Raw genomic sequence first — 14,975 nt, forward strand, 5'->3', positions numbered from 1 at the left:
TAAAAAGAAATCATATGAACGAAGAATTAAACATTAAAAAGGACGGAGATGCCTTACCACCGCCGGTGAAAGAAGTGCAATCGCCCATAAAATCAGGATTAAAAACAAAAGAAGCAATTGTTGCTAACTGGTTACCGCGTTATACCGGCCGACCGCTTGAAGCATTTGGAGAGTATATTATCCTCACCAATTTTTCAAAGTATATCCAGCTGTTTTCGCAGTGGAATGATAACGCGCCTATTATGGGGCTTGAAAAACCAATGCAAAGCGTTACAGCAAACGGTATTACCATTATTAACTTTGGTATGGGCAGTTCGGTTGCGGCTACTGTTATGGACCTGCTCACAGCCATTCACCCCAAAGCTGTCATATTTTTGGGTAAATGCGGAGGCCTTAAGAAAAAGAACAACGTAGGCGACCTGATCCTGCCGATAGCCGCCATCCGTGGTGAAGGTACATCAAATGACTATTTACCGCCAGAGGTCCCTGCCTTGCCATCATTCGCACTGCAGAAAGCCATCTCAACTACCATCCGTGATTATTCACGTGATTACTGGACCGGTACCTGCTACACCACTAACCGCCGCGTTTGGGAGCATGATAAAGTTTTCAAAAAATACCTGAAAGATCTGCGTGCCATGGCCGTTGATATGGAAACAGCTACTATTTTTACCACCGGTTTTGCCAACAAGATTCCTACAGGTGCGTTGCTGTTAGTGTCAGATCAGCCGATGATTCCTGAAGGTGTAAAAACCGCCGAAAGCGATTCGTCAGTAACAGAGCAGTTTGTTGAAACACACCTGCACATAGGTATCGAATCGTTAAAGCAGTTGATCAATAACGGGTTAACGGTTAAGCATCTTAAATTTTAGTCATTTTATTCATTGAGTCATTTTGTCATTAGGTCATTTTTTTAATAGCTTAATGAATAAAAGACTTACGAAGTTTTTGAAACTTCGTAAGTCTGACAAAATGCAAAAATGACTTAATGACCTGATGCCCCAATGACCACTTGTTTCATCCCCTCTCTGCCGTAAAATACCGGAAAATACATCATTTCGGCTTTGGCCGGATTTAGGGTGTATTTACCGTTGTAACGGGGGATGAGATTTACGGTGAATGTATATTTGCCCTGTTTAAGGCTTCGGCAAAATATGCTTACTTTCTCTTTAAAATATTCGCGGTGTACTTCATTGTTGTCCCATTGCTGCTCCTTACTCTCGTACGAGCATCCGGCAGGTATCGGGATCTCTATCATCACAAAATCAGCATCGCCGCGGGCTGTTACTTCTGCTTTTAATAATACAGGTTCACCGCCTTTCAGGGTGGTTATTGTTTTTTCCTTGCGCTCAAACCAGGTATTTACTGTAAAATCTTTACTTACTTTTTCGGGCTTGTTGTTCCAAAACTGCTGATAGCCGGTAATGTATACAGGCAGGCTGCCTGTTTTACTGATACTGATTGTTTTATCAGTTAGCGTTGCCGAATAAGGGAATTTGTCGATCGTTTTTGTATCGGTGCCTGTAAGCCTGATCTGCGATGGTTGAACCTGTTTATTTTCTGTCAACAGATCTGGCAGAATAGTTTCCAGTATCAGCGCCGATTCATAAGTATTACGCCAATCTCCAAGACGGCGTTGTTCAAGGAAGTAGCCGCGGATCTTGGTTAATAGCTCGGGATGCCTGCCTTCGTTTTTGATAATGCGGTAGGCTAATACACTCAACTGTACCGAATTATCAAAAAAGCGATAACCGTCTTCGCCCCAATATAGGTTACCAAACATAGTATGTTTGCTTGTGTTGATTAAACTGTCCATTTTTATGGATAGGGCAGATTCCTGCCGCAATAACATCATTCTTAACTTATCATAACCCGACAACTTATAGTCGAAGTTTTTTTGTTCCTTAACCTGCTCTTTTTCAATGTCTGTTACATACTTCTGGTAATCAACTTTAGCTTTCAGTTTATGAAGTAACTCAAGGCAAAGTATTTTGTCCCTGCGTTTGTAACTTTCAAGCTGAAAGACGAGATAGTCGGTTAATTTTTGTTTATCCAGTTCAACAGCGTAACCCTCTTTTTGCACATCTATCAATGCTTCTACCACATGCAGGCTAATCCAGAGTTCTTCGTTACTATCCTTCCACCAGCCCCAGGTACCGTTACTTTTGCGGTTTTCCTGTAGCTTTTTAATTACGTCTTTTATATTTCTCTCGTATTTAAACTCTTCGCCCAAAAACTTTTTAATGTGTCGTTCCATGAGCAGGCCTTTCAATTTTGAAGCCAGCTGCTCATTGCACAGATACTTGTACTCCCTCAGCTTACGGGTTTCTTCAGTCAACGCAGGCAATACAGAAGCCTCTGCCCGGAAAGTGACAGGTCCCAAAGCCGGATCAAATTTCATGTTCACTGTGGTATCGCGGTCAAGTGCCTCAAAAACTCCTTTGGTTTCTTTAACACCCTGCGGCATTACCGGGATCCTGCGTTGCTCGCCGTCAAAATAGCCGTTATCCCGTTTAATGGTGTATTCAAAAGTGAGGCTGTCGGTAGGATTGGTAGAAGCAGCGGCAGTAGCAGTAATGGTAAGTGTGTCAATTTTAGAGTTTTTAACTTCCAGCTCGTCTTGTTTCAAAGTCTGGCCGTTGTATTTAAAAATTCGGGTAAGCTTCGCGGAGGTATTGTTGTAGTTCATTACCTTACCAATCAAGTTCATTTCGTCGCCGGCTATGGCAAATTGCGGTGCGACAAAATTTGCGCTTAATGGTTTATATGATTTGATACTGCTTTCGGTAAAGCCGGTTTGCTTGTTGCCCGTTATGCCGATGATAAATGTTCGCCAGTTGGTGATATCATCAGGGTAATTAACCATGAAACTTGCTTTGCCATGTTCGTCAGTAGTCAGTTTAGGTTGCCAGTAGGCATAATCAGAAAAGTTTTTACGCATGGTTTGCGAACTGCCGGTTTGTGTACTGTCGGCCCTTTGGCCTCCAGCCAAACCCGGTTTAGCTTTGGTCCGGATCACGATGACGCCATTTGCACCACGCGCACCATATATAGCAGTGGCGGCGGCGTCTTTCAATACACTAATTTCTGCAATGTCTTCTTTATTTACGTCAGATAGTTTATCAACAATCTCGCCATCCACCACAATCAGCGGCTGGGCCGACGGTGATGAACTAATGCCCCTAATCATGATATTGGCTTCGTTACCTACTGTCAGGCCAGCAAGCCCGCCTTCTAAGGAAGATACGGTTGCTATCGATCCGGTCATTTCCGCTTTTCGTTGCACGCCATACCCAATAACCACTACTTCCTGCAAGGATTTTGAGCTGGGTTTTAAGACTACCTTGATAGTTGCACCGGGTTGTATGCTTAACTCCTGTGTTTCGTGCCCTATAAAGCTTACAATGAGTTTGCCGGTTTTGGGTACTTTTAATTTAAAGCGCCCTGCTATGTCAGTTTGCGTACCTGTTGATGAACCCTTTACCCTTATGGTTACGCCGGGTACAACCAATTTATCATCGCTGGCGGTAACTATTCCGCTCATCATATCGCCGAAGTTGCCGGTATCAAGGTATTTATCATTAAACGCTTCTTTTATTTTCAGGGCATCGTTTTCTATTTCCCGGTCACCGTGATTATAGCCGCCCGTCCTGTTATTGATAATGTTGCTGATCCGGACACCTACCGAATCTTTGCCATGAGTGGGCAGTACCTCAAAGCTGTAAAAATTAGTACCGCCTGTTTTTATGGTTACATTTTCTTTAATATCATAACTATCGCCCTTAAGCAAAAATAAAAGCCTGTAGCTGCCGGCGTTTAGGTTGTTAATGTATGTGGTATTGCCGGGATAGATCAATAAAAAGTCCGGGTCATCATATTTATAAACGATCAGGTTTTTAACCAGCAGTTTTTTGCCCTTAGGTTGATCGATGCTCATACTTAGTTTACCTGTTTCGCCGGTGATGGTAGGGTTTACAAAAAGCGATTGCGTGTTGCTGCGCAGGTCAAGATATTGCTGCCAGATACTTTCGGCCTCGGGTTGGGTAAGTACCTGTTGTGTATAATCATCGGCCGGGCCCTGGTATGACGATAGTGTGGGGTTGAAGGGATAAGTAGTGGGGATACTTTTTTGTTTAATAAGGCCGGGCTCAAACTGAAATGAATAACCTGGTTCGGCAACAAAACGTCGTGATCCGCTGCCTTGTACATCTAAATTGGCAAAGTTTTCGGCCGACGGACCTATGAGTACGCTGTTGTTCCGGTAACCATAGTTCGGGTCGGGATTGATCATGAATACCTTTTCGTTTTGGGTAAGGAGGGCCATCTTCCAGCCAAAATTATTGATAACGGTAATCAGGTAACGGTTGATGAGATCGCATTCATAGGTACTCAATGTATCCAAAACCTTTGTTGAGTGCGCATTATCCGCATTAATGCTGAAGATCAGCTTTTTCGATTCTTGTACATCTACACTATCTACCCAAATGTTTTGATGGCTGGTCCTGAACCGGAACATGTGCCTGCCCGGCGATACTGCGAAGCTGTAGCGTTTAAGCTGCTGTGTTTGGTCGAAGTACACCGGCCGGTCATCAATATAAAGGATATGTACGGGCAGTACATCGCCGTTTTTAATCACAAAAGGCGCCACCTGGGTTAGCGAGTCTTTGGCGTCTTCTTCAACCCGGTAAATTTTGTTAGGGTGAGTAAACTGGTAGTAAGCAATACTGTCAAGCCCCATTTCCTTACTCCAGCGCTTCCAGTTGAGCTGTAATGACCCATCGCCATTTATATTGCCGGTATTAAAACCCATTTTTTGCTTGCGATACGGAAAACCTTTGCCAAGGTAGGGCACATACGGCGCCTTGTAGTCGGCAAACTTACTCGTCATTGACCAGGCCGTTAAATCAGCATTGGCTACAGGCTGGCCTTTGGCATCGGTAACCACGATGTCGGTTTTAGCTTGCTGCCCGGGATAAACGGACACCGGCTGACGAACGTTGATGGTCAGCAGCTTATCGCGGTACATGATATCGGTGGCTTCTGTTTTGCTTTCGCCTGCCCAGATATAATGCACCTGAAAGTTTACAAGGTTTTGATCATTGTAAGTACGTACATAAAACAGGTTATTGGCCTGCCCCGCATCAATTAATTTGTTGCCGCCAAATACCGAATACCAAAAATGGAGGTACCGCGGGTTTTCAACCTTTACAAACAGTGAATCGGCGGTGCGGTAGCCTGATAGCGAGATGTCTGCGCTATTATCTTTTAGGGCAAGATCGGCATAAGCGCTGTCTGTTTCAATGTCGTAGCTATCGGCATACGGGTTAATAATGGTTTTTGCCGGGAGCATTACCCTGACCCTGTTTATGATATCATACTTTGCGTTAAGGGTGCTGATGGTAGCCATAGTTTGTATGGCCTTGCCATTGTCAAAGGCGTTACTGATTAGTGTATCACCGTTTAATTTGGCGGTAATACTAAACCGGCTGTACCGATAACTCATATCGTTATTAGCTGATTGCTGTTCATTATTGCTGTTCAGAAATTCTGAATTAATGGTGTAAGTGACATCTGCCTTAGGAAAGATGGAATCGGGGATAACTAGCCTGGTTTCACCAACCGGGTCAAGCTGTAGCTGGTGTGTCCAAAGCTGGTCGGGCACAAAAGTGTAGCTTTGCCTGCGCGTGCCGGTGCCACGGGTATTGAATGTAACAGTAACCCTGCCATCCGTAACCGGCAGGTTATTTTCGTCAACTGCTTTTAAATATAATGTAGCCGGATTTCCGGGCCCGTGTTCTTCTTTATCAACCCTGGTGCTGAACGTAATTGATTTAAGCTCGTATTCTTCATATTTAAACTGGCCCGTCAGAAAAACCTTGCGTTTGGCTAAAAAGCCCTGATCGTCATCGCCGTCATAATCATCAAGTTTGTATTTTTCGCTCGACGGATCTTCGAGCGAGATGGTATAATCTTCATCAAGAGAAAGGTCAAGACTATCTGTGAGGGCGAAACTATATTCATAAGCTCCTTCGCGGTAACTGTTTACTTTGCCGATGATCTTACCGTCATCCTCATACCGTTCTTTGAGCCGTACTAAAAGCTGAGTTGTGGTTACAGGTTGTTTTGATTTTTTATTTAGGATGATCGCCTTGAATTTTACCGTATCATGTGGTTTATAAATGGCCTTGTTAAAAACCATGAAGCCTTCGTAATTATCTGCGGGCTGATGGCTGTAATATTTATCGTGCCCCTTAAACAGGTTTTTAAAGCGTTTCCAGGTAGCTTTAAAAAAACTCATATGGCGATACGGATTGTAATGATAATAAGATGAGCGCTGCTGTTTTTTTATAGCGTAGTAATTGGTTACGCCCGCGTAATCAACTTTTAGTATGGTATCCCTTTTTGAAGGGTTAGCTATATACAAGCCGGCTTTTGAATCATAAGTAACGGTATGATTGTTAAACTGCACTAAAGCGTTGTTAATGGCTTTACCTGTCTGATCAACTAAAATAAAGCGGAGGTCATAGTTATTAGCCAGCAGTTTTAAATTGGCCGAGCGGTTTTCGATAAGCGAATAGCTTAGCACGTTCTTTTTTGCAGCTACTTTCAAATAGTTACCGGGAGGGAGGGTATTGTTCCATTTATCGTTTGTTTTAAACGAATCAATGGGGTTGTGTAATATTTGCTCATCAGGTTTTTTACGTGGGTAGCGATAAAATTTAAGCACATCACCATCCGTTATTTTATATATGTAGGTATAATAACTGCTTTGCCGGCTTGGGGTAAGCGGCTTTTGCCCCAATGCGGCAGTTATACAAAAACTTAAGAAACTAAAAAATAATAACGATTTTTTTATTGGTGCCTGCATGTTTAGGTATATTTTGTGGTAATTGTCACCCGTTTAAATTTATTACATTTATGCTTGTGTGTTTATAGGATGCATATCTATTTACTATTCCATAAAAGAAATATCATTTAAGAAACTTATTTTTGAGGCGTAACCCTGCTTTATATACCGGGTTAGTAGAGATTTAAATTATGTGGTACAATAACATACTCGATACCATTGGCAACACGCCGCTGGTAAAACTGAATAAAGTAGCAAAAGACATCCCTGCTACCGTTTTAGCCAAGATAGAGACAACCAACCCCGGCAACTCCATAAAAGACCGTATGGCCCTTAAAATGATTGAGGACGCCGAAAAAAGCGGAAAACTTAAGCCCGGCGGAACCATTATTGAAGGCACATCGGGCAATACCGGTATGGGCCTGGCCATTGCAGCTGTGATAAAAGGCTACAAGTGTATTTTTACCAGCACCGATAAACAATCAAAAGAAAAATTTGATGCATTGCGCGCCTTTGGTGCGGAGGTAATTGTTTGCCCAACCAATGTGGAGCCTGAAGACCCGCGATCATACTATTCGGTATCATCACGCCTGGAGCGGGAAGTCCCTAACTCATGGAAGCCCAATCAGTATGATAACCTGAGCAACTCGCAGGCGCACTATGAAAGTACCGGTCCCGAAATTTGGGAGCAAACTGAGGGCAAGATCACGCACCTTATTGCCGGTGTTGGCACCGGTGGTACTATCTCGGGCATCGCCCGTTATCTGAAAGAGAAGAACCCTGCTATCCAGGTTTTGGGTATTGACACTTACGGGTCTGTATTTAAAAAATACAAAGAGACAGGTGTTTTTGATAAAAACGAGATCTATCCATATATCACCGAAGGTATCGGCGAAGATTTCCTACCGCAAAACGTTGATTTTAGCCTGATAGATCATTTTGAGAAGGTGACAGATAAGGACGCTGCCCTCATGACCCGCGAGATTGCACGTAAAGAAGGGATCTTCTCAGGTAACTCAACCGGCTCAGCCGTGGCGGGTTTGCTGCAGATGAAGGATAAGTTTAAAGAGGGCGACGTGGTGGTGATCATCTTCCCGGACCATGGTACCCGCTATCTTGGAAAAATGTATAATGACGACTGGCTGCGCGACCGCGGTTTCCTGAAAGACGAAAAACTAACCGCCCGCGATATCATCAGCAAAAAAGAGGTGCAGGAGATCATCACTATTGATTGTGAGAAGAGCGTGCTGGAAGCCATCAACACCATTAAATCGCTCAATATATCTCAGATCCCGGTTACGCAAAAAGGCATGGTAATTGGAAAGATCACCGAAAGCGATATCCTTGATTCGCTAATCGAAAACCCTTCGATCAAATCGCAGCCGATCAAAAACATTACCACTGCACCGTTCCCGTTTGTTGATCTGAACACTTCGATAGACAGGATCTCGGCCATGATCAATAAAGATAACATTGCTGTGTTGGTTGAAGACGGGCAGGGTAAAATCGAGATTATTACCCAGTATGATATTATAAACGCCATTTCTGCCTGATTTTAAGGCGAAAGGATAAAGGCGAAAGGTGTTATGTGATAAGCATGGCGCCTTTTTTTATATTTAGAGCATGAAACATTTTTTCGTTTTTACATCCATATTTCTGTTGCCGTTTATTAGTCATTCTCAAAAACACACTATACTCGGTGCCGAGGTAGCAAAGGAAGAACTAAAAAAAGCATTGACGGAGAAAAGGGAACGACAGGTAATTGTTGATAAGGTTATTACAGACAGACAAACTGCTATAGCTGTTGCCGAAGCGATTCTATTTAAAATATATGGGAGAGCGCAAATAGTTAATGAAAGGCCTTATGAGACTTATTTTATAAATGGCTATTGGGTATTAAATGGTACGTTGCCCGAAAAAATGTTGGGCGGCGGATTTTTAATTGTGCTCAATGCTAAAGACGGTCGAGTTGTTCGACTAACGCATTATAAATGATCAAAAACCTTTCGCCTTTAACCTTTTGCCTTTCACCTCAGAATTACTCCAACCTCTTCTTCGCTAACTCAGGAGAATACCGTTCATTTAACCGATAATTTGGCGTGATAATAAACACAGCCGTACCTTTTTCGCGGGCAAGCGGATTAGTTACTTCGCCTACTTTCGTAAAACTGCCTATCATTTTCCCTTCCACAAACTCCTTAATATTTTTTCCGCCGTTTTCATCTACATAAATCAGGTATTTGCTTTTGAGGCTATCTGGTGCCCAAAGGGTAAAGCTGCTGTTCAGTGATATTACATCGGGATAGCCGTATTGCTTGCGGTAATGGTGGATTGCACCGGCTTCACCGTAGTTATCGGCATAAACCATAGTCTGTTTTTGATCTTCAGGGTTTAAGCTTTTGTAAGCTTTATCAACCAATGCCGCCATATCATCCCATCCCAGCATGTCGGCATAATCCTGTGTGGTAGCATGTTTTTTACCGTCTTCCCAGGTCATCGAAAAACGGGCAGCCGGAAGGTGTTTATCGGCAAATCGAAAAAAAGCCAGGGTTTGGTCCATTGGTAAAATGGGCAATAAGATTGGCAGTAACAAAGCATTGGGCAACGTAAACAATATTACCAGGGCGGTACGCAAAACATAGCCAGTGGTTTTTAATAAACGCTCAAAACCAAAGGCCCCTGCTGCAAACAACATGGGGTAGGCTCCAAATATGTAATAGCTTTTACCATCCATCATCAGTAAAAAAAAGAAGATGAGCGCATAAGCCAATGCCAGAAACTGGAAATTACGCAGCCTGAATGAAAATATCAGGAACGCCAGTCCGTTAAGCCATACAAATAACGCTATGCCGTTGACCAGTAGTTGCTGCTTAATAAAGTCGGTTGGGGTTATGTAATCCAGCTGCTGCTCGCGCAGGGCTTTCATATGCGTAAATACAGGCATGTGATGTGTTATTTGCCAGATGAGGTTAGGCAGTACGATAACTATTGTTATCAAGGCAGCACCAAGAATATGCTTATTGAACAGTAATTTACGCTGCTTGCTAATAAGAATCCCAATAACCAGCGAAGCTGCGAAAAATAGCATGGTGTACTTGGTAAGTACGCCAAAGCCAACGGCTGCCCCCAGCCAGTACAGGTACCTTACATCGGTAGTGTTGAGGTATTTTACGAGCAGCCAAACGGTTAATACCCACCAAAACTGATCGAATACTACAGGCTGAAAAAGATAGTCACTTGCTGCAAAGGCAGGCGCAAAAATGAGTGATAAACACGCAAGGGTTATAGCAAACTTCTTTCCACCAAATTCTATTACTATAAGTCCGGTGAGCAGCACAATAAGCCCACCAAACAGGGTAGGGAACAATCGCGCCGCAAAAACCGAGTTGCCAAAACAAGTTATAGAAATTTTTGCCAGGATGGCTATAAATGGCGGTACTTCCTTATATCCCCAATCCAGGTGGTCGGCCAGTACAAGGTGCAAAAACTCATCCCTGTGGAAACCAAAATGCGATATGGCGAAAAGATTAAGAACAACTTTAATAAATACAAATATCAGTACAAAATAAACGTAGGTAGATTTCCGGTTTTTGTAAGGCATTGTTTATAGAATGGTTTTTTAAAGGTAGTATTTTTGAGGTGAAAGGTAAAAGGTTAAAGGCGAAAGGTCTTTAAAAAGTAAATTATTAATGCCGCTTTATACGCAACTATTTAAGTATTTCCCGGTTAAGTACTATATTTTGATAGAAAAAGTTCTAAAATAAAAAAAGGTTAAAGGCTTTGCTAAGTGCAGCTACCTTTAACCTTTAACCTTTCGCCTTTAACCTAAAACTTAGATCCGGGTTATATCAGCGCCCAAAGCTTTAAGCCTGGTATCAATATGCTGATAGCCGCGTTCAATTTGTTCAATGTTATAAATGGTTGACTGGCCTTGTGCCGAAAGTGCGGCGATCAATAAGGAAACCCCGGCGCGGATGTCCGGCGAGGTCATAGAGATACCGCGCAGTTTAACCTGGTTATCAAGGCCGATAACGGTTGCACGGTGCGGATCGCAAAGGATGATCTGCGCGCCCATATCCAACAGCTTATCCACGAAAAATAAGCGGCTTTCAAACATTTTCTGGTGGATTAGTACCGAACCTTTAGCCTGGATGGCGACAACCAGCACGATACTTAATAAATCGGGTGTAAAGCCCGGCCATGGCGCATCGGCAATGGTCATGATACTGCCGTCAATAAAAGTTTCTATTTCATAGTGTTCCTGGGCCGGGATAAAAATATCATCACCTCTAAGCTCCAGTTTAATGCCCAAACGCCTGAAAACATCAGGGATCATGCCCAATTCTTTGTATTGAACATCTTTAATGGTGATTTCAGAACCGGTCATGGCTGCAAGGCCGATAAATGAACCAATCTCGATCATATCGGGCAGTAAACGGTGTTCTGTACCGCCCAGTTTTTCAACACCTTCAATGGTTAACAGGTTTGAACCGATACCGCTGATTTTAGCACCCATACGGCTCAGCATTTTACAAAGCTGCTGCAGGTAAGGCTCGCAGGCGGCGTTGTAAATAGTGGTGGTGCCTTTAGCTAATACCGCGGCCATTACCACGTTGGCTGTTCCTGTTACAGAGGCTTCATCAAGCAGGATATAGGTACCTTGCAGGTTGGAGGCATCTACATTAAAGAAACCATTTTCGGGATTGTAATTAAATTGGGCCCCCAGTTTCTCGAAACCCAGGAAGTGGGTATCCAACCTGCGGCGACCAATTTTATCGCCACCCGGTTTAGGGATAGATGCTTTGCCAAAACGTGCCAGCAAGGGGCCAACTATCATGATAGAACCACGTAAGCCGCCGCCCTTTGATTTAAAAGCTTCAGACAAGAAAAAATCCTGGTTGATATCTTTGGCCTCAAAGGTGTAAGTATGCTCGTTGATACGTTCAACAATAACGCCCATATCGCCAAGCAGCTCTATCAGTTTGTTTACATCCTTTATATCGGGGATGTTGCTGATGGTTACTTTTTCTTCAGTAAGCAATACGGCAGATATAACCTGTAAAGCTTCGTTTTTTGCACCCTGCGGGGTTATTTCACCTTTTAGCGGTTTGCCGCCATTTATTACAAATGCGTTAGTCATGCGGAGTTTCGGATAATTGATATAATCACCAATGATAAACTGTAAAAGCTATGATCGGTTTTGCCAAATAATTTATATGGGGCAAAGATTAGAAAATTAATGGAAAAACCTTGCTAAATATCCTGTACCAAAAGATACTTTTATGAAAGAGGGAAAGCAGAAGAAAAGCAAAAGCCCTCCCCTGAAGGGGAGGGTTGGGTGGGGTTAATATTTTTTTGCGCCGCCGTTGTTACGGTTGCGGTTTTGGTTGTTGTTGCGGTTTTGATTATTGTTTTGCCTGCCGCCATTACCGCCGCCACGGTTTTGATTGTTTTGGTTATTGTTGCGGCCGCGGTTGTTATTATTGGTATTGTTTTGCTGAAAGTTATTAGGGCGGAAATCAACACGGTTAAGGTTGATGTTCTCTTCCAGTTTCAATGTACCGCCCGATAAAGCATACAGATCAGACAGGATGCTTTCGTCGCTCACGGAGTCTTTGTTCCATTGTACATAGGCCATTTTCATGAAATTGGCTATAGCCTGGATCATGTGGCGCTTACGTTCAGGTTCCTCAATGGCTTTAGCTTTTTCAATCATCAGCTCAATGGTTTTGCCATAGTGCTTGTATTTGATACGCTGATGAGGATAGTTTAACGGTGCTGGTTTAATATGCACAGCATCCGGCGATGGTTTGGGATACGGTGAATCCACATCAATCTGGTAATCAGATATGATATGCAGGTGGTCCCAAAGTTTGTGCTTAAAATCGGCTACATCGCGCAGGTGGGGGTTAAGGAAACCCATCAGGTCAATAACTACCTGTGCGTAGCGGTTACGTTCTTCTTTAGTTGGCAGCGCTACAATATATTTAACCATATTTTGTACGTTACGGCCATATTCAGACAGGATCAGTTTATTCCTGGTTGAGTTATAATCAAAATTTGCAGGCGTGTTTTCTTTAGCCATGGTAATAATTTTTTAAGAAAGTTGAAAGTTAGCCAGGCAAATTTCCCTGATTGGAAGGGCAAAAGAGGCTAAAATTGAATTGTTACTTGTATTGAAGTAGTGCAAATATAAACTAATACTTATAATACGCAAATTACGTTGGTTAATTGTTGCAAATATTTGTTTTATTTTAGCTTTTAAACATCTACAATTTGGAAAATCAGCAAATTACTATCACGCATACAGAGATCTACCGCTTCAGCATCCCGATGGAGCCCTTTACCATTGCCACCGGAACATTATCTCACGCCCAAAATGTTTTTATCCGTGTGCATACCGATGCCGGTTTTTACGGTGTAGGGGAATGCTCGGCTTTCCCGATGATTGTTGGCGAAACGCAGGATACCTGCCTGATTATGGCGCGTGAGTTTGCCCGCTTATGGAAAGGCAAAGATGCGCTTGATATCGAAGCCCGGCTTGGCGAACTTCACAGTTTTACTGCCGGTAATACCACTATAAAAAGCGCCTTTGATAACGCCCTGTTTGATATAGCAGCAAAAAACGCGGGCTCGCCATTATACCAGTTTTTGGGCGGCGAAAGACGTGTTGTTGAATCAGATATTACGATAGGGATTGCCGGGCATCATACCATGGCTTTAAAAGCGCTTGATTTTAAAGCTTCCGGGGCTAATATATTAAAGGTGAAGCTGGGCAAAAACGCCGTTGAGGATGTAGAGCGCATTAAACAGATCCGTGAAGCCGTTGGCCCGGGTATGAAGATCCGTATTGATGCCAACCAGGGCTGGACTTTTAACGAAGCGGTTTTTGCCTTGCAGTCAATTGCGCAATATGATATTGAATTTTGCGAGCAGCCTATACGTACCTGGTATGATGACCGGCTGCCTGAACTTATGCAGTTGTCGCCGGTTAAGATCATGGCCGACGAAAGTGTGTATAATCATCATGATGCCCGCAAACAAATCAACGCCGGGGCGTGCCATTATATCAATATTAAAATGGCCAAGTCTGGAGGTATTTATGAGGCTAAAAGGATTCACGACGTTGCTGCTTCATACGGGATACCCTGTATGATGGGAGGGATGCTGGAAAGCCGGATAGCATTAAGCGCCAAATTACACTTTGTATATGCCAGCCCCAATATCCGGTTTTATGACATGGATACCTGTAAACTGGGGCATTTGGTTGACCCGTGTGTTGGCGGGGCCATATATGATGGATATCATTTAACCATCGACGACGCGCCAGGCATAGGCGCCGATGCCGATGAAGTATTTTTGGCCGATTGCGAACGATTTACTATTTAACAAATATGCTGATCAGAAAAGCTACCATTGAAGACCTGCCCGTATTGCTTCAATTTGAGCAGGGTATAATTACTGCCGAACGCCCTTTTGATAGCACGCTTAAACCCGATCCTATCAGTTATTATGATTTGAAGGCGTTCATAACCTCAACAGATGTGCAGGTTTTGGTAGCCGAAATTGACGGGGAGATAGCGGGCAGCGGATATGCCCGAATTAAAAAGAACCCGGACGCGTACTATGACTTTGAAAAATATGCTTACCTGGGTTTTATGTATGTGCTGCCTGAATACCGGGGTATGGGAGTAAACCAGGCCATAATAGAAGAATTGAAGAAATGGACAGTTGAGCAGGGGTTGACCGAAATAAGGCTCGAGGTATATAATGATAATATTGGAGCCATTAAAGCCTATGAAAAGGCAGGATTTAAAAAACGTATGATCGAAATGCGGATAAGGCTGTAATTGAATTATATAAAACGAGCCGGTAAGTTTCCCTTGCCGGCTCGTGGGGGTGTTATACATATTTTATAACAGAGGCTTTCGCTTCATTTTATTTTCGCTTAAGGCTTTAGCTGTTTTTGTTTTTTCCTGTTTTGATGATTTTAGATCGCGCAACTGCTTAGATGCATCGGTCTTTTCTTTGTCCAATTCTTTAGTTGCCATGTTTTTGATTTTTGTATAGTTAGATAATATCATAAATATATTATTTGTTTTACCCAAATCAAAAAATAACTGCCGTT

Annotated in this window: 10 protein-coding genes; 5 read left to right on the plus strand and 5 right to left on the minus strand. The window is 43.0% G+C overall.

What is annotated here, in order from left to right:
* Positions 1-14 precede the first annotated feature (14 nt).
* On the plus strand, positions 15-872 hold the full coding sequence (locus IEX80_RS00515; RefSeq protein WP_090524536.1) for an AMP nucleosidase: 858 nt from the start codon (positions 15-17) through the stop codon (positions 870-872).
* A gap of 113 nt (positions 873-985) precedes the next feature.
* Here IEX80_RS00515 and IEX80_RS00520 read toward each other — a convergent pair whose 3' ends face one another.
* On the minus strand, positions 986-6,868 hold the full coding sequence (locus IEX80_RS00520) for an alpha-2-macroglobulin family protein (protein ID WP_188831599.1): 5,883 nt from the start codon (positions 6,866-6,868) through the stop codon (positions 986-988).
* Positions 6,869-7,038: 170 nt separating this feature from the next.
* Here IEX80_RS00520 and IEX80_RS00525 point away from each other — a divergent pair, with 170 nt between their 5' ends.
* Both IEX80_RS00525 and IEX80_RS00530 read left to right on the plus strand, forming a co-directional pair.
* Positions 7,039-8,400 carry a cystathionine beta-synthase gene (locus IEX80_RS00525; RefSeq protein WP_188831600.1) on the plus strand — a complete coding sequence of 454 codons (1,362 nt, stop codon included), beginning with the start codon at positions 7,039-7,041 and terminating at the stop codon, positions 8,398-8,400.
* 70 nt (positions 8,401-8,470) lie between these two features.
* Complete coding sequence (locus tag IEX80_RS00530) at positions 8,471-8,842, plus strand: NTF2 fold immunity protein (protein WP_188831601.1); 372 nt, start codon at positions 8,471-8,473, stop codon at positions 8,840-8,842.
* Positions 8,843-8,885: 43 nt separating this feature from the next.
* Here the strand turns inward: IEX80_RS00530 and IEX80_RS00535 are convergent, their stop codons facing one another.
* The 3 genes from IEX80_RS00535 to IEX80_RS00545 all read right to left on the minus strand — a co-directional run bounded on the left by IEX80_RS00535 (position 8,886) and on the right by IEX80_RS00545 (position 12,932).
* The gene (locus IEX80_RS00535; protein WP_188831602.1) at positions 8,886-10,448 is read right to left on the minus strand and encodes an ArnT family glycosyltransferase; all 1,563 of its coding nucleotides are present in this window, start codon (positions 10,446-10,448) and stop codon (positions 8,886-8,888) included.
* A gap of 231 nt (positions 10,449-10,679) precedes the next feature.
* The gene (gene murA / locus IEX80_RS00540; RefSeq protein ID WP_090524545.1) at positions 10,680-11,987 is read right to left on the minus strand and encodes a UDP-N-acetylglucosamine 1-carboxyvinyltransferase; all 1,308 of its coding nucleotides are present in this window, start codon (positions 11,985-11,987) and stop codon (positions 10,680-10,682) included.
* 204 nt (positions 11,988-12,191) lie between these two features.
* Positions 12,192-12,932, minus strand: coding sequence for a DUF4290 domain-containing protein (locus tag IEX80_RS00545; protein WP_090524547.1), 741 nt, complete (start codon positions 12,930-12,932; stop codon positions 12,192-12,194).
* Between the two features lie 206 nt (positions 12,933-13,138).
* Here IEX80_RS00545 and IEX80_RS00550 point away from each other — a divergent pair, with 206 nt between their 5' ends.
* On the plus strand, positions 13,139-14,236 hold the full coding sequence (locus IEX80_RS00550; protein ID WP_090526168.1) for a mandelate racemase/muconate lactonizing enzyme family protein: 1,098 nt from the start codon (positions 13,139-13,141) through the stop codon (positions 14,234-14,236).
* 5 nt (positions 14,237-14,241) lie between these two features.
* Positions 14,242-14,697, plus strand: a complete 456-nt coding sequence (locus IEX80_RS00555; RefSeq protein ID WP_188831603.1) for a GNAT family N-acetyltransferase — start codon at positions 14,242-14,244, stop codon at positions 14,695-14,697.
* A 63-nt stretch (positions 14,698-14,760) separates the two neighbouring features.
* Here IEX80_RS00555 and IEX80_RS00560 read toward each other — a convergent pair whose 3' ends face one another.
* Positions 14,761-14,898, minus strand: coding sequence for a hypothetical protein (locus IEX80_RS00560; protein WP_188831604.1), 138 nt, complete (start codon positions 14,896-14,898; stop codon positions 14,761-14,763).
* Positions 14,899-14,975: the final 77 nt, after the last annotated feature.

Source organism: Mucilaginibacter rubeus, from assembly GCF_014643835.1.
In the GTDB taxonomy this organism is placed as follows: Bacteria; Bacteroidota; Bacteroidia; order Sphingobacteriales; family Sphingobacteriaceae; genus Mucilaginibacter; species Mucilaginibacter rubeus.

Coding starts and splice junctions, on each gene's coding strand:
- IEX80_RS00515 (WP_090524536.1), top strand. CDS start 15: ATGAACGAAGAATTAAACATTAAAAAGGACGGAGATGCCTTACCACCG.
- IEX80_RS00520 (WP_188831599.1), bottom strand. CDS start 6,868: ATGCAGGCACCAATAAAAAAATCGTTATTATTTTTTAGTTTCTTAAGT.
- IEX80_RS00525 (WP_188831600.1), top strand. CDS start 7,039: ATGTGGTACAATAACATACTCGATACCATTGGCAACACGCCGCTGGTA.
- IEX80_RS00530 (WP_188831601.1), top strand. CDS start 8,471: ATGAAACATTTTTTCGTTTTTACATCCATATTTCTGTTGCCGTTTATT.
- IEX80_RS00535 (WP_188831602.1), bottom strand. CDS start 10,448: ATGCCTTACAAAAACCGGAAATCTACCTACGTTTATTTTGTACTGATA.
- murA (WP_090524545.1), bottom strand. CDS start 11,987: ATGACTAACGCATTTGTAATAAATGGCGGCAAACCGCTAAAAGGTGAA.
- IEX80_RS00545 (WP_090524547.1), bottom strand. CDS start 12,932: ATGGCTAAAGAAAACACGCCTGCAAATTTTGATTATAACTCAACCAGG.
- IEX80_RS00555 (WP_188831603.1), top strand. CDS start 14,242: ATGCTGATCAGAAAAGCTACCATTGAAGACCTGCCCGTATTGCTTCAA.
- IEX80_RS00560 (WP_188831604.1), bottom strand. CDS start 14,898: ATGGCAACTAAAGAATTGGACAAAGAAAAGACCGATGCATCTAAGCAG.